General features: G+C 60.9%; 18 protein-coding genes. 3 read left to right on the top strand and 15 right to left on the bottom strand.

Going from position 1 to position 13,782, the window contains the following annotated elements; genetic code table 11:
* The first annotated feature begins 106 nt into the window (after positions 1-106).
* Complete coding sequence (locus CCX46_RS08295) at positions 107-1,294, top strand: MFS transporter (protein ID WP_127926335.1); 1,188 nt, start codon at positions 107-109, stop codon at positions 1,292-1,294.
* 69 nt (positions 1,295-1,363) lie between these two features.
* Here the strand turns inward: CCX46_RS08295 and CCX46_RS08290 are convergent, their stop codons facing one another.
* The 12 genes from CCX46_RS08290 to ccmA form a co-directional block, all read right to left on the bottom strand.
* Complete coding sequence (locus tag CCX46_RS08290) at positions 1,364-1,768, bottom strand: type II toxin-antitoxin system HicB family antitoxin (RefSeq protein WP_123374656.1); 405 nt, start codon at positions 1,766-1,768, stop codon at positions 1,364-1,366.
* On the bottom strand, positions 1,768-1,983 hold the full coding sequence (locus CCX46_RS08285; RefSeq protein ID WP_127926334.1) for a type II toxin-antitoxin system HicA family toxin: 216 nt from the start codon (positions 1,981-1,983) through the stop codon (positions 1,768-1,770). Before CCX46_RS08285 ends, CCX46_RS08290 begins: the two co-directional genes overlap by 1 nt.
* A gap of 204 nt (positions 1,984-2,187) precedes the next feature.
* A complete protein-coding gene (locus CCX46_RS08280; RefSeq protein ID WP_016987493.1) occupies positions 2,188-2,592 on the bottom strand; it encodes a hypothetical protein in 405 nt (134 codons plus the stop codon).
* Positions 2,593-2,617: 25 nt separating this feature from the next.
* Entirely contained in the window at positions 2,618-3,820 is a 1,203-nt protein-coding gene (gene ccmI, locus CCX46_RS08275) for a c-type cytochrome biogenesis protein CcmI (protein ID WP_127926333.1), read from the bottom strand.
* Positions 3,817-4,287: a cytochrome c-type biogenesis protein gene (locus CCX46_RS08270; RefSeq protein WP_127926332.1), complete on the bottom strand. Its 471-nt coding sequence runs from the start codon at positions 4,285-4,287 to the stop codon at positions 3,817-3,819. The genes ccmI and CCX46_RS08270 overlap by 4 nt, the downstream gene beginning before the upstream one ends.
* A complete protein-coding gene (locus CCX46_RS08265; protein WP_007919961.1) occupies positions 4,284-4,820 on the bottom strand; it encodes a DsbE family thiol:disulfide interchange protein in 537 nt (178 codons plus the stop codon). Before CCX46_RS08265 ends, CCX46_RS08270 begins: the two co-directional genes overlap by 4 nt.
* Positions 4,817-6,805, bottom strand: coding sequence for a heme lyase CcmF/NrfE family subunit (locus CCX46_RS08260; protein ID WP_127926331.1), 1,989 nt, complete (start codon positions 6,803-6,805; stop codon positions 4,817-4,819). The genes CCX46_RS08265 and CCX46_RS08260 overlap by 4 nt, the downstream gene beginning before the upstream one ends.
* A gap of 3 nt (positions 6,806-6,808) precedes the next feature.
* Positions 6,809-7,264, bottom strand: coding sequence for a cytochrome c maturation protein CcmE (gene ccmE / locus CCX46_RS08255; protein WP_007919964.1), 456 nt, complete (start codon positions 7,262-7,264; stop codon positions 6,809-6,811).
* Positions 7,261-7,437: a heme exporter protein CcmD gene (gene ccmD / locus CCX46_RS08250; protein WP_003222944.1), complete on the bottom strand. Its 177-nt coding sequence runs from the start codon at positions 7,435-7,437 to the stop codon at positions 7,261-7,263. The genes ccmE and ccmD overlap by 4 nt, the downstream gene beginning before the upstream one ends.
* Positions 7,434-8,189, bottom strand: coding sequence for a heme ABC transporter permease (locus tag CCX46_RS08245; protein WP_016987487.1), 756 nt, complete (start codon positions 8,187-8,189; stop codon positions 7,434-7,436). The genes ccmD and CCX46_RS08245 overlap by 4 nt, the downstream gene beginning before the upstream one ends.
* 78 nt (positions 8,190-8,267) lie before the next feature.
* Complete coding sequence (ccmB, locus tag CCX46_RS08240) at positions 8,268-8,936, bottom strand: heme exporter protein CcmB (RefSeq protein WP_007919970.1); 669 nt, start codon at positions 8,934-8,936, stop codon at positions 8,268-8,270.
* Complete coding sequence (gene ccmA, locus CCX46_RS08235) at positions 8,933-9,568, bottom strand: cytochrome c biogenesis heme-transporting ATPase CcmA (RefSeq protein WP_016987486.1); 636 nt, start codon at positions 9,566-9,568, stop codon at positions 8,933-8,935. The genes ccmB and ccmA overlap by 4 nt, the downstream gene beginning before the upstream one ends.
* A 197-nt stretch (positions 9,569-9,765) precedes the next feature.
* On the opposite strand from ccmA, the gene fliK reads away from it, so the two are divergent.
* Positions 9,766-11,340, top strand: coding sequence for a flagellar hook-length control protein FliK (gene fliK, locus CCX46_RS08230; protein ID WP_127926330.1), 1,575 nt, complete (start codon positions 9,766-9,768; stop codon positions 11,338-11,340).
* Positions 11,337-11,666: an EscU/YscU/HrcU family type III secretion system export apparatus switch protein gene (locus CCX46_RS08225; protein WP_123452755.1), complete on the top strand. Its 330-nt coding sequence runs from the start codon at positions 11,337-11,339 to the stop codon at positions 11,664-11,666. Before fliK ends, CCX46_RS08225 begins: the two co-directional genes overlap by 4 nt.
* Before the next feature lie 123 nt (positions 11,667-11,789).
* Here the strand turns inward: CCX46_RS08225 and CCX46_RS08220 are convergent, their stop codons facing one another.
* From CCX46_RS08220 to CCX46_RS08210, 3 genes are all read right to left on the bottom strand, one after another.
* Positions 11,790-12,182 carry a DUF2802 domain-containing protein gene (locus CCX46_RS08220; RefSeq protein WP_008083419.1) on the bottom strand — a complete coding sequence of 131 codons (393 nt, stop codon included), beginning with the start codon at positions 12,180-12,182 and terminating at the stop codon, positions 11,790-11,792.
* On the bottom strand, positions 12,183-12,668 hold the full coding sequence (locus CCX46_RS08215; protein ID WP_007919980.1) for a chemotaxis protein CheW: 486 nt from the start codon (positions 12,666-12,668) through the stop codon (positions 12,183-12,185).
* A gap of 90 nt (positions 12,669-12,758) precedes the next feature.
* Complete coding sequence (locus CCX46_RS08210; RefSeq protein WP_127926329.1) at positions 12,759-13,724, bottom strand: CheW domain-containing protein; 966 nt, start codon at positions 13,722-13,724, stop codon at positions 12,759-12,761.
* Positions 13,725-13,782 lie beyond the last annotated feature (58 nt).

The following is a 13,782-nucleotide window of genomic DNA, read 5'->3' as shown; positions in this document are numbered from 1 at the left end:
CGGCCATTCCGCAACGGAATAACTGATATCAATCGCCGGCGCCTTCTGCCCTTGCGGATTAACCCTTAGCCTCATCGCATTCCCTTTCGCTGGATCGAGAAACCTTATGACCACCACCACTCACGCAATGACCCGAGGCATGGTGCTGCTGTTCGCCTTCTGCTGCGGCGCGATCGTTGCCAACATCTACTACGCACAGCCGATCATCGGCCTGATCGCGCCGGACATCGGTCTCTCCGACACCATGGCCAGCTTCATCGTCTCGCTGACGCAGATCGGTTATGCGCTGGGCCTGTTCTTCCTGGTGCCACTGGGCGATCTACTGGAAAACCGCCGGTTGATGATCATCACCACGGTGGTGGCGATTGCCAGCCTGTTGGCGGCGGCGTTTACCGATCAGCCGAATGTGTTTCTGCTGATCTCGTTGTTGGTCGGTTTTAGCTCGGTGTCGGTACAGATCCTGATTCCACTGGCGGCGCATCTGGCACCGGAAGAATCCCGTGGCCGGGTGGTTGGCGGGATCATGGGCGGCTTGCTGCTGGGCATTTTGTTGGCGCGGCCGGTTTCTAGCGTGGTTGCCGACCACTTGGGCTGGCGGGCGATGTTCATGATTGCCGCCGCACTGATGGCGGCGATCAGCGTGGTGCTCGCGTTGACCGTGCCCAAGCGCAAGCCGGATCACAGCGCCACGTATGGTCAGTTGATCGGTTCGCTGTGGACGTTGCTGCGCCAGCAACCGGTACTGCGCCAACGGGCGTTTTACCAAGGCTGCATGTTCGCCACGTTCAGCCTGTTCTGGACTGCCGTGCCGTTGGAACTGGCACGCAACCATGGCCTGTCACAAAGCGAAATCGCCATCTTCGCCCTGGTCGGCGCCATCGGTGCCATCGCCGCACCGATCAGCGGACGCCTGGCCGACGCCGGCCACACTCGCATCGCTTCGCTGCTGGCCATGCTGTTCGCCAGCCTGAGCTTCCTGCCCGCCTTCATTCACCCGGCTTACAGCGTCATCGGCCTGGCCGTGACCGGCGTGGTGCTCGATTTCTGCGTGCAGATGAACATGGTCCTCGGTCAGCGCGCCGTCTACTCGCTGGACGCGAAAAGCCGTGGCCGTTTGAACGCGCTGTACATGACCAGCATCTTCATCGGCGGCGCCTTTGGCTCGTCGGTCGCCAGTGCGGTGTATGAGCATGGCGGCTGGTTGTGGATCGTGATTGTCGGCAGTGTGTTTCCGCTGCTGGCGTTGTTGCGGTTTTTGAGTGTTTCGCAGCGTGGTTCATTGGCAACGGCGTAAGGCCGCAAAAGCTTCGCGAGCAGGCTCGCTCCCACAGGTTATTCACTGAGCCTGGGGGAGCGAGGAAGCTTAATAACGAACCAGTTTTTCCATCGCCGCATCCGCCAGAAAGGAGGAGCGGCTTTTGACGTTGTGCTCGCGCACATAACGATCGATGCGCTGAATCACGTAACCGGGCAGCGTTACGTTGACCTTCTCGGTCTTGCCGAGATAGGGCGAAATGTCCAACTCAAGCATGCCCCAGCCCATATCGGCAAATTCGGGATTACTGCGATGAGCGGATGCCGAAGTCGGCATAGGAATCGACTCCCCGTCCGCCGCAATCTCCTGCAGCATGATGTGGGCGACTTCAACCGCCGCCTTGTAGGCATCTTCAAAGCTATCCCCTGCTGTAACGGCGCCGGGAATATCGGGGATCTGAATACCGATGGCGGTATTTTCGTCACCCCACTCGATGCAGATTGGATATTGCATTATGGATCTCCTTCGAAACTGGCTGGCGGGTTGTACAACCCGGCACGCCTCCTGATGCTTTTGACCGTCCCCAGCGGCAAATCCTTTTTCGGGTGAGGGACGGGAATCGTGTACGGGTTGTATCGGTGAGTGAAGATGTGATGACTGCCGGTGATCCGATCCAGCGCCCAGCCAGCCTCCTCCAGCTCCTTGATCAATTGCCTGCTTTGTACCAATCGCCTCCTTGGCTTGGCCCTTTAAAAATAACCCTAGAGTTATCTTTACTCAAGCACAGAAATCCAGAGAGCGACGTCCGGTTGTTTTACAGAGTGTGATTGAAACGCTAGACCCTGAGCTTTGCGCAGCACCTCCTTGAGCAATTCCTGTGCGAACCCAACAGGCACACAGCAAAACGGCGATCCAAAGATCGCCGTTTTCATTTACTGCCCAAACTGCTTGCCCAGCCCCGGCGGCACGCCGTGGATGTTGGTGTCTTCCCACGGGCCATTGGGGCTGACGGAGCGGCTCCAGCCGTTGTTCCAGCGGTAGTAGGTGCGCTGGCGGTAGAAGGTATTGGTCTGGTCGTCGAGGACGTAGACGCCGAGTTTCTGGTCCCAGTGGCTGTTGCCGCCCGGTGGTGGGGCGAAGCTGGCTGAGGTGCGCGGGACGGGTTTTGCCGGTTTCGCCGGGATGCTTTTGCCCGGGGTTGGCGAGGTCGACGGCGTCGGGCTCGGTTGTGACGGCGGAATCGGCGGCAGGTTGGTCGTCGGTTCCGGTCGTTGCACCGCACATGCACTCAAGCCCAGGGCCAGTGTGAGGACTGTGATTCGGGCGATGGTGTGCATGGCGGTGCTTTCCTGTTGTGTCCGGCTATTTGTCCGGGCTGTCGATGGTCAGTTTTTGTAGCGCAGTGGTGCTGCTGGCCAGAGGGCCGCTGCGACCGACCCACTCACCGGCGGTCGGTTGACCAGCCCGTGAGATGCGCGCAACCAGTTGGACTTCAGGGAAGTTCGACAGTTTCAACTGCGGCATCATTGCGTCGGCATCGCCCAGTTCGACGGTCACCGGCAAATCGGCCACGGTCAGACGTTTGGCCGCCAACGGTGCCGGTGGGCCGGAGGTGGCGCGGGCAAAGATGAACACGCTGTCACCCGGTTGCACTTTGCTTCTGAGTTCGCTGGCCAGATCGACGCTGACTTTCAACAGCGCGGCTTTCGCGGCTACGGGTGCCTGAGCGACTTTGCCGCCACTGCTTTCCAGGCGCTCGGCGGCGCGTTTGATCCCGCCCTGCAACGCGGCGCGGGAGCTATCCTCCGGCGGCAATTGCGCAAGCAAGCGGTTCCAGTAATTGATGGCCTCCTGATAACGCTCGCCTTCAAACGCAGCGATGCCGAGCAGACCGAGGCTGGTGACTTCTTTCGGATCAGCCTTCAGCGCTTCGTCGGTCAGCGCCTGAATCTTTGCCGACCATTTTTTGCCGTCGGCGAAGTACTGCGCCTGCGCCCACTGGCCAAGCAGTTCCGGCTGACGACCGGCAAGATTGGCAGCGCGTTCGAACATCTTCGCCGCGTCCGCCGGGCGCTCTTGCGCCATGTAAGTACGGCCGAGAAAGTACAAGCCTTCCGCAGAGTCCGGTTGCGCCGCGACGGCACGTTCCAGACGTTGGGTCATCTCTTCCATCGACTGCGGTGCCTGGGCGAATTCGCGGGTCAGCTCGACCTTGTCGGCAGCACCGAAGTGCATATACAGGCCCAGACCCAACACAGGCACCAACACCGCCGCCAGCAACGGCAACGGTTTACCCAGTTTCGAGATACGCGGTGCGGCAACACCTTCGGTATCCGCCAGCAACTCACGCGCTGCCTCGGCACGACCGCTGTCCATTTGCGCAGCGTCGAGTACGCCTTCAGCCTGTTGCGACTGCAACTCGGCGACACGCTCCTGATACAGCGCGACGTTCAGGGCAGTACGATCCTCTTCACGCTGGGCGCGACGTTCACGCAGCACCGGGATCAGCAGGAAACTCAGGGCGACCAGAAGCAACAGCCCTGCGGCAAGCCAGAAATCAATCATTCTTGGTTTTTATCCAACAGTTGGTCGAGGCGCTGACGCTCTTCGCTGGACAGCGCTTGCGGAGTCTCGGCACGCTGGCCGCGACGACGGCGGACGATCACCGCGATCACCACGACACCGCCGAGCAGCAGCCCGGCCGGGCCGAACCACAGCAACGCCGTTTTGGCATTGAGCGCCGGTTTGTAGCGGACGAAATCACCGTAGCGATCAACCATGAAATCGATGATCTGCTGGTTGTCCTTGCCCTCGCCGAGCATGCGGAAAATCTCTTTGCGCAAGTCCGCGGCAATCGGTGCGTTGGAGTCGGCGATGTCCTGGTTCTGGCACTTGGGGCAGCGCAGTTCCTTGGTCAGTTCGCGGAAACGCTCGCGATCACCTTCTTTGGCGAACTCGTAAGTATCAATGGCCGCATGGGCGACACCGACCAGACTCAAGCCCAACACGGCAGCGGCTAAAAATCGCTTCATGGCTTGGCCTCGTCGACCAGCGCCTGATACTTGGCCGCGAGTTTTTCGCGCCAGACCTGCTCGTCGATCACGCCGACATACTTATCGCGGATGATGCCCTTGGCGTCGATGAAGAAGGTTTCCGGCGCACCGTAGACGCCGAGATTCAGGCCCAGCGAGCCTTCGTCGTCGCGGATGTCCAGCGCATACGGATTGTGAAACTCGGCCAGCCACTTCAAGGCATCGGCGTTGGTGTCCTTGTAGTTGATGCCGTAGATCACCACGCCACGCTCGGCGAGCTTGTTCAGCACCGGATGCTCGACCCGGCAGGAAATGCACCAGGTGCCCCAGACGTTGACCAGCGCCGGTTTGCCGAGAATGTCAGCCTTGGTCAGGCTCTTGTCGCCCTGCACGTTTGGCAGGGAAAACTCCGGGAACGGCTTGTTGATCATCGCCGACGGCAACTCCGCCGGATCGAGGTACAGACCGCGATAAAGAAATACCGCCACCAGCAGGAAAATCGCCAGTGGCACCAGCATCAACCAACGTCTCATGCAGCCGCTCCTGTCATGCCCAGTGCTTCACGCACCTTGGCTTTCACCTTGACCCGATAACGTCGATCCAGCGCCGCCAGCAATCCACCGAACCCGGTGAGCAAACCGCCGAACCAGATCCAGCGCACGAACGGTTTGACGTGCACCCGCACCGCCCACGCGCCGTTGTCCAGCGGTTCGCCGAGGGCAACGTAGAGGTCGCGGGTGAAACCGGCGTCGATCCCGGCTTCGGTCATCACCGAGTTCTGCACGGTGTACAAACGTTTTTCCGGGTGCAGAACACTGATTTCCTTGCCGTCGCGGATCACCCGAATGGTGCCTTTATCAGAGGTGAAGTTCGGCCCTTCGAAGTGCTTGGCGCCTTCGAAGACGAAGTGATAACCGGCCAGGTCCATCGACTCGCCCGGCGCCAGACGCAAGTCGCGTTCGGCACTGTTCTGACTCGACAACACTACGCCCAGCGCGCACACGGCGATGCCGAGGTGCGCGATCTGCATGCCCCAATAACTGCGGGTCAGCGTTGGCAAACCTTTGATCAGGCCTTTGTGGCGAGTCTTGTCGACGATGTCACGCACACCGGCGAGCAACACCCACGCGGCGAGCAGGAAAGTCGCGATCACCGCCCAGTTGAAATCGCCGTAAGCGACACCGGCCACCACCGCCAGCGCGACGCTGCCAAGCAGCACTGGCGTGAGCATGCTGGCCAGCCATTTCACCGGGGTGTCTTTCCAGCGCACGATCACACCGACCGCCATCACCATCATCAGCAACGCCATCAACGGAATGAACAGCGCGTTGAAGTACGGCGGGCCGACCGACATCTTCGCGCCGCTCAGGGCATCGAGAATCAGTGGATAGAGCGTGCCGAGCAGGATCATCGACGCCGCCACCACCAGCACCAGGTTGTTGCCCAGCAGCAGGGTTTCCCGCGACCACAGGTTGAAGCCGACCTGACTTTTCACCACTGGCGCACGCAGGGCGAACAGCGTCAGCGAGCCGCCAACCACGAACAACAGGAAGATCAGGATGAACACGCCACGCTCAGGATCGGAGGCAAATGCGTGCACCGAAGTCAGCACGCCGGAGCGCACCAGGAACGTACCGAGCAGGCTCAGCGAGAACGCGGCAATCGCCAGCAACACCGTCCAGCTCTTGAACACGCCGCGTTTTTCCGTGACCGCCAGCGAGTGAATCAGCGCGGTGCCGACCAGCCAAGGCATGAAGGAGGCGTTTTCCACCGGGTCCCAGAACCACCAGCCGCCCCAGCCGAGTTCGTAGTAGGCCCACCACGAACCGAGGGTGATGCCGATGCCGAGGAAGGCCCAGGCGACGATGGTCCACGGACGCGACCAGCGTGCCCACGCGGCATCGAGACGACCGCCCATCAACGCCGCAATGGCGAAGGCAAACGCCACCGAAAAACCGACGTAACCCATGTACAACATCGGCGGGTGAACGATCAGGCCAATGTCTTGCAGCAGTGGATTGAGGTCAGCGCCATTGCTCGGCATTTGCGGCAGGATACGTTTGAACGGGTTGGACGTGAGAATCAGGAACAGCAGGAAACCGGTGCTGATCATGCCCATCACCGCCAAGACGCGGGCGAGCATCACTTGCGGTAACTGCCGGGAGAACACCGACACGGCGAAGGTCCAGCCACCGAGAATCAGCGCCCACAGCAGCAACGACCCTTCGTGGGCGCCCCACACCGCGCTGAATTTGTAGTACCACGGCAACGCGGTATTGGAGTTGTTCGCCACATACGCGACGGAGAAGTCATCGGTCATGAACGCGTAGGTCAAAATGCCGAACGCGAACAGCAGAAAAGCAAACTGCCCCCATGCGGCGGGCTGGGCCAGACTCATCCAGAAACGGTCGCCGCGCCAGGCACCGACCAATGGCACCACGGCCTGCACCAGCGCAAAACACAGCGCCAGAATCATCGCCAGATGACCGAGCTCAGGAATAAAAATCGCCGAGGTCATCGATCAACCCTCCTTCGCAGGCGTTGGGGCGGATTGACCACTGTCTTTCAAGGCTTTGGTCACTTCCGGCGGCATGTACTTCTCGTCGTGCTTGGCCAGCACTTCATCGGCCACCACCACACCGTCGGCGTTGAGCTTGCCGAGGGCGACGATGCCCTGCCCTTCGCGGAACAGATCCGGGAGGATGCCGCGATAGGCGATGGTCACGGATTTATTGAAGTCGGTGACGACGAATTTGACGTCCAGCGAATCCTTCGAGCGCTGCAGCGAACCGGCCTCAACCATGCCGCCGGCGCGGATGCGCGTATCTTGCGGGGCTTCGCCATTGGCGATCTGAGTCGGCGTGTAAAACAGATTGATGTTCTGCTGCAGGGCGCTGAGGGCCAGGCCGACGGCAGCGCCGACCCCGACCAGAATGGCCAGAATGATGATCAGACGTTTCTTGCGCAGCGGATTCACTTGCCGTTCTCCCGGCGCAGACGACGCGCCTCTTGTTGCAGATAGCGCTTGCGGGCCGCAATCGGCGCCACCACGTTGAGGATCAGCACCGCCAGACAGATGCCGTAGGCCGACCAGACATACAGGCCATGATGGCCCATGGCGAGGAAGTCGCCGAATGAAGCAAAACTCATCGAGCGGCCTCCAGACTGTGCTGCACTTCTTCTTTCACCCAACTGGCGCGGGCTTCGCGCTTGAGCACTTCAAGACGCATGCGCAGCAACAGCACGGCGCCGAAGAAGCAGTAGAAACCCAGCACCGTCAGCAGCAGCGGCAGCCACATTTCCGCCGGCATCGCCGGTTTTTCCGTGAGGGTGAAGGTCGCGCCCTGGTGCAGGGTGTTCCACCACTCCACCGAGTATTTGATGATCGGAATGTTGATCACACCGACGATGGCCAGCACCGCGCAGGCCTTGGCGGCGCTGTCGCGGTTGCTGATCGCATTGCCCAGCGCGATCACGCCGAAATACAGGAACAGCAGAATCAGCATCGAGGTCAGGCGCGCATCCCAGACCCACCACGAGCCCCACGTCGGTTTGCCCCAGATCGCCCCGGTGACCAGCGCCACGGCGGTCATCCACGCGCCGATCGGAGCGGCGCATTGCAGGGCGACGTCGGCCAGTTTCATCTTCCACACCAGCCCGACCACACCACACACCGCCAGCATCACGTAGATCGACTGAGCGAGCATCGCGGCGGGTACGTGGATATAGATGATGCGAAAGCTGTTGCCTTGCTGATAGTCCGGCGGCGCGAAGGCCAGGCCCCAAACGACGCCGACACCAATCAGCAGCAACGCTGCAATGCTCAACCACGGCAGGAACTTGCTGCTGATGCCGTAGAACCACTTGGGCGAGCCGAGCTTGTGAAACCAGGTCCAGTTCATACTGTTTCCATCACGGGTGCCGCTCATCGGTGTGAGCAGTCTCAGGGTCTTTGCTGGTTAAATTTTAACCAGACCTCATTATTCGCCGACGCTGATCTTCAGGCCAGCAGCTATTGCAAAAGGTGTCAGGGTGATCGCCAGGGCGGTCAGGCTACCCAGCCACAGCAGATACCCGGTCGCCGGCATGCCTTGGAGGGCTGCCTGCAAGGCGCCACTGCCGAGGATCAACACCGGGATGTACAACGGCAGAATCAGCAGCGCCAGCAACAGGCCGCCGCGTTTCAAACCGACCGTCAGTGCCGCGCCCACCGCGCCGAGCAAGCTCAGCACCGGTGTTCCCAGCAGCAACGAAAGCAGCAAAACCGGCAGACAGGCGGCAGGCAAACCGAGCATCAACGCCAGCAGCGGTGAGAGCAGAACCAGTGCCAGACCGGAGAAAAGCCAGTGTGCCAGCACCTTGGCCAAGACCAGAAGTGGCAGCGGGTGCGACGAAAGGACCCACTGTTCCAGGGATCCGTCTTCGAAATCACTGCGGAACAGCCCGTCCAGCGAGAGCAGGACCGACAACAGCGCCGCCACCCAGACTAACCCGGGGGACAGGTTTTGCAACACTTGAGTTTCCGGGCCGACAGCCAACGGGAACAATGCGATGACGATGGCGAAGAAAATCAGTGGATTGGCCAGCTCCGCCGGGCGGCGAAACAGCAGTCGGGATTCACGGGCAACCAGCAGGCCAAACACACTCATACTGCCCAGTTCCCCAGATCGATGTCGCGATAACCGGCCGGCATCCGGCTCAGCGTGTGGTGCGTGGTCAACACCACCAGACCGCCGCGTTCGCAGTGCCCGGCCAGATGTTCTTCAAGTTGTGCCACGCCTTGTTTATCAAGGGCAGTAAACGGCTCATCGAGAATCCACAACGGCGGGCTGTCCAGATACAAACGCGCCAGCGCCACACGGCGTTGCTGACCGGCGGACAGGCTGTGGCAGGGAACATCTTCGAAGCCGCGCAATCCTACAGCTGCCAACGCTTGCCAGATGGCCTCGCGTTCGGCGGGATGATGCAGGGCGCAGAGCCACGACAGGTTCTCCTCCGGAGTCAGCAGATCCTTGATCCCGGCGGCGTGGCCGATCCACAGCAGGTTGCGTGCGAGTTCGCTGCGTTGTTCGGTCAGCGGCTGGCCATTGAGCAGGACTTGCCCGGCGGTCGGCTGCATCAGCCCGGACAACAGACGCAAAAGGCTAGTCTTGCCGCTGCCGTTGGGTCCGCTGATCTGCACCATATCGCCACTGGCGAGTCTCAATTCGAGATTTTCGAAGAGCAGCCGCAGATCACGTTCACACGCGAGGGCAACGGTTTGCAGGACAGGACTGGTCAAGGGATCACGGGCCTTATACGGTTCAAGTCGGCTCTGGCGCGGCCGTTAAAGAGATGCAGCATAGATGCATTGACGGCTCGATCTAGAGAGCTGGGTCAAACAATTGCTATGTTTTTTATTCGAAGCGCAAGACGGGCGGCATTATACATGTCGTGCCTTACTCTCAAGAGTGCATTTTCCTCAGGTTGTGTCCGCGTATGACAGGCGAAATGAACATCCTCCCGCTCCCGCCCACTACCCCGGCGACCGTTCGCCCGCAGGTCGGTGAGCTGCTCAAGCTGCTGACCCCGGTCGAAGGCCTGATCGGCGCCGGGCAAAGCGCCAAGGCCGAGGTGTTGTCGCTCAAGCAGGCGGATCAGACCTTTCAGTTATTGCTCAAGGTCACCGTCGACGGCGGACGCCAGACCACCGTGCAGGCGACCAGCAATCTGCCGCTGCCCCAAGGCACCAGCCTGGCGATCACCCAGCCATCGGCGGGCAACCTGGCGATTACCGTGCAGCAAGCCATTGCCAGCAGCGTCGCCGCCCTCACCCGCATCGACACCGCACAATTGCCGGTCGGTACGCTGCTGCAAGGCAAGGTGCTGACCTCGCAGGCGCTGCCGCAGACGCCGGGGCAAGCCGCGGTATTCCGCTCGCTGGTCACTCTGCTCAATACCGCGCAGAGCGGCAGCACACTGACCATCGACAGCCCGCAGCCGCTGCGCATTGGCACTTTGCTTTCGGCGTTGGTGGAAGATTCACAAACTCTCAAGTTTCTGCCCATGAGCAGCCGCCAGGAACAACTGGCCGTCAGTCAGCAACTGGTCGGCCAGCAAAGTCGCCAGGCTTCGCTCAGCGGTCTGTTGAACGCATTACAGAATCTGCCGCCAGCCGATGACTCGACCTCGGCAGATCTGCGTGCGGCGGTCGAAAAACTGCTCGCCAGCCTCCCGGACGTGCAACAACTGAGCACCGCCAAAGGCGTGGCGCTGGCGCTGGCCAACAGCGGCGCGTTCCTCGAAGCCAAACTGTTGACCGGCCAGAACCCGACGCTGGCTCCGGACATGAAAGCCGATTTGCTCAAGCTGATCGCACAACTGACCCCGGGCCTGCCGAGCAACACCAGTTTCAACGCGATCATCGCCGCCAACACCCTGGCGCAAGCGCTGCCGAGTTTCGTCCGCAACGCCCTCGGCATGCTCGGCCAGGTCAGCGCCAAACCGGTACCGAGCAGCTTCCCGCTGCCCGAGCGTTTGCTGCAAAGCCTGGACGGCGAAGGTGATCTGGAACAGTTGTTGCGCCTCGCCGCCGCAGCGGTTTCGCGCCTGCAAAGCCACCAACTGTCGAGCCTGGAACAGACCGGCGTTACCGACGACGGGCGTCTGCTCAGCACCTGGCAGCTGGAGATCCCCATGCGCAACCTGCAGGACATCGTGCCGTTGCAGGTCAAGTTCCAGCGTGAAGAAGCGCCGGAGCGAGAGCCGCAACCAAACGAACGCCGCGACGAGCGCGAGCCCAAGCAACAACTGTGGCGCGTCGATCTGGCGTTCGACATGGAGCCGCTCGGGCCGATGCAGATTCAGGCGCAACTGATCGCCGGCAGCCTGTCCAGCCAACTGTGGGCCGAACGGCCGTACACCGCCGATCTGATCGGCAACAACCTGTTCGCCCTGCGTCAGCGCCTACTCGATCGCGGGCTCAACGTTGGCGACATCGACTGCCACCTCGGCACCCCGCCGCAAGGCAACCAAACCCGTCTCGAACACCGCTGGGTCGACGAAACCGCATGAACGATTCCACTGCCCCACGCCAGGCCATCGCCCTCAAGTACGACGGCAACCACGCCCCGACCCTCACCGCCAAAGGTGATGAGGAACTGGCCGAAGAAATCCTGCGCATTGCTCGCGATTGCGAAGTGCCGATCTATGAGAACGCCGAATTGGTGCGCTTGTTGGCGCGCATGGAATTGGGCGACAGCATTCCAGAGGAGCTGTATCGCACCATCGCCGAGATCATCGCGTTTGCGTGGAATCTGAAGGGCAAATTCCCAGAGGGGCAGGACCCGAATGCGCCGATGGTCGAGAAGGACGTCACCGATCGCGGCGATGATTACTGATCGTTCCCACGCTCTGCGTGGGAATGCCGCCCGTGACGCTCTGCGTCACATTTCACAGGCGGAACGCGGAGCGTCCCAAGATGCATTCCCACGCAGAGCGTGGGAACGATCCCGGTACGACAATCAGTTCTTGTGAAGTTTGCGCATCAACTCCGCCTCAGCCTGGGTCAACCCGCAGGACTGAGTCAGTTCATCAACGCTCGCACCCATGCCCACCAGTTTCGCCGCTTGGGCGAACGACAGGCTCGATGGATCGCGCTGTTCCAGCTGAACGATCTTGTCCGGCAAAGGGCTGACTACCGCACGCAACTCGTGCAGCGCCTCGCCCATGCGCACATTACCGTTCTGGTAATCGTCGACGCGCTTGGCCAGGTCCTTGATGCGCTGATCACGCAGCGCATCGCCCTGAGCCTGTTGCGCAGCAATGACTTTTTGCGCCTTGATGTACGACACAAACATTGCCAGCGTGCCTGCCCAGAAGAGGAACAGGACAATGACCGCAACCTCGAGAATCAATCAGATATTCTCCAGGTCCGACCATTCTTCTTCGCTCATCATCTTGTCCAGCTCGACCAGGATCAGCAACTCGTTGTTCTTGTTGCACACGCCCTGGATGAACTTGGCCGACTCTTCGTTGCCGACGTTCGGCGCCGTCTCGATTTCCGACTGACGCAGGTAAACCACTTCGGCCACGCTGTCGACCATGATGCCGACGACTTGCTTGTCGGCTTCGATGATGACGATACGGGTGTTGTCGCTGATCTCGCCGCTGTTCAGGCCGAAGCGCTGACGGGTGTCGATCACGGTGACCACGTTACCGCGCAGGTTGATGATGCCCAGCACGTAGCTTGGCGCGCCCGGCACCGGAGCGATCTCGGTGTAGCGCAGCACTTCCTGAACGCGCATCACGTTGATGCCGTAGGTTTCGTTGTCCAGTTTGAAGGTAACCCATTGCAGGATCGGATCTTCAGAACCTTTTGCATTCGTCGCCTGACTACTCATACCCTGACCCCTCGAAAAAACCGCTCTGGGCGGTGTGTGTTCTGTGTGGCGGCATTCAACAATGCCGTCGCCTGATTGTTATGTCGGCTGCTATGTCGGTTTATGTAGCGGCTTGTGGCCGCTCAGGTGCTTTGCCCCACCGCTGGCGATCAACTCGGCCAGTGCGGAAACGTCAAGCAATGCACACATGTGCTCAATCACGGTGCCGGCGAGCCATGGCCGCTGACCCCGGTGACTTCTCCATTTGATTTCATTCGGGTCCAGACGCAACGAGCGGCTGACCTGATGCACCGCCAGCCCCCACTCGTAACCTTGTACCGAAATCACGTACTGCAAGCCCTGACGGAAGTCATCGCGATAGCGATCCGGCATGACCCAGCGCGCGGTATCCAACACTTTCAGATTGCCGGCCTGACTCGGCAGGATCCCGAGGAACCATTCCGGCTGACCGAACAACGGCGTCAGCTCGTGACCGGCCAGCGAATAGATCGAGCCGAGGCATACCAGCGGCACCGCTAGGGTCAGGCCGGCGACGTCGAACAGCAGGCATTCGAACGCTTCCGAGGCCCAGGCCGGGCGACCATCGGTTTCCACCGGTGGCGGCGTGTTGTTAGGCGGCAGATGCACTTCCACCAGCGGCGGCACCAGCGTCTGCTCGACGGGTGCGGGTGCAACCGGAGCAGGTGCTGGGGCCGGTTCGACCACTTCCGGTTCCGGCGCGGTTTTCAGCAATTGGGTTTGCAGCAGCGGTGCGAGTGTCGAAACCGATGCGCGAACCGGCTCGGCCTCTTCGATCAATGCAATCGGTGCTTTGGTCACCGCTGCGGCGGCAGGCGCGGCAACCGGCGCAGCAGGCCGGGCAGCCTTCTGCGCATCACGTGCCTGCTCTTCCAGTACCGCAGCCTGGAACTCGTCCAGCGCCTCGCTGCTTTCCACAACTTCAGGCTGCGCCTCAATGACCGGCGGCAGCTCCTCAGGAATTTCCTGCAGCAAATTATCCAGATAAGACTGCAGCGCCAATTGCGGACGCGATGTGAGCTTGACTGGGCGGTTCATCGGTCAACAGCGCCGGATAGGGAAACCGCGTCGCTTGCTTCGCGAGCAGGCTCGCTCC

This window comes from Pseudomonas sp. RU47 (assembly GCF_004011755.1).
Lineage (GTDB): Bacteria > Pseudomonadota > Gammaproteobacteria > Pseudomonadales > Pseudomonadaceae > Aquipseudomonas.
This window is presented reverse-complemented; position numbering and strand designations above follow the sequence as displayed.

What these genes read in the sequence shown, in the direction of transcription:
- CCX46_RS08210 (WP_127926329.1), bottom strand. Translation starts at nt 13,724, where the DNA reads ATGAACCGCCCAGTCAAGCTCACATCGCGTCCGCAATTGGCGCTGCAG.
- fliK (WP_127926330.1), top strand. Translation starts at nt 9,766, where the DNA reads ATGACAGGCGAAATGAACATCCTCCCGCTCCCGCCCACTACCCCGGCG.
- ccmD (WP_003222944.1), bottom strand. Translation starts at nt 7,437, where the DNA reads ATGAGTTTTGCTTCATTCGGCGACTTCCTCGCCATGGGCCATCATGGC.
- CCX46_RS08225 (WP_123452755.1), top strand. Translation starts at nt 11,337, where the DNA reads ATGAACGATTCCACTGCCCCACGCCAGGCCATCGCCCTCAAGTACGAC.
- ccmB (WP_007919970.1), bottom strand. Translation starts at nt 8,936, where the DNA reads ATGAGTGTGTTTGGCCTGCTGGTTGCCCGTGAATCCCGACTGCTGTTT.
- CCX46_RS08280 (WP_016987493.1), bottom strand. Translation starts at nt 2,592, where the DNA reads ATGCACACCATCGCCCGAATCACAGTCCTCACACTGGCCCTGGGCTTG.
- CCX46_RS08265 (WP_007919961.1), bottom strand. Translation starts at nt 4,820, where the DNA reads ATGAGACGTTGGTTGATGCTGGTGCCACTGGCGATTTTCCTGCTGGTG.
- CCX46_RS08270 (WP_127926332.1), bottom strand. Translation starts at nt 4,287, where the DNA reads ATGAAGCGATTTTTAGCCGCTGCCGTGTTGGGCTTGAGTCTGGTCGGT.
- CCX46_RS08290 (WP_123374656.1), bottom strand. Translation starts at nt 1,768, where the DNA reads ATGCAATATCCAATCTGCATCGAGTGGGGTGACGAAAATACCGCCATC.
- CCX46_RS08215 (WP_007919980.1), bottom strand. Translation starts at nt 12,668, where the DNA reads ATGAGTAGTCAGGCGACGAATGCAAAAGGTTCTGAAGATCCGATCCTG.
- CCX46_RS08295 (WP_127926335.1), top strand. Translation starts at nt 107, where the DNA reads ATGACCACCACCACTCACGCAATGACCCGAGGCATGGTGCTGCTGTTC.
- ccmI (WP_127926333.1), bottom strand. Translation starts at nt 3,820, where the DNA reads ATGATTGATTTCTGGCTTGCCGCAGGGCTGTTGCTTCTGGTCGCCCTG.
- CCX46_RS08245 (WP_016987487.1), bottom strand. Translation starts at nt 8,189, where the DNA reads ATGAACTGGACCTGGTTTCACAAGCTCGGCTCGCCCAAGTGGTTCTAC.
- CCX46_RS08260 (WP_127926331.1), bottom strand. Translation starts at nt 6,805, where the DNA reads ATGACCTCGGCGATTTTTATTCCTGAGCTCGGTCATCTGGCGATGATT.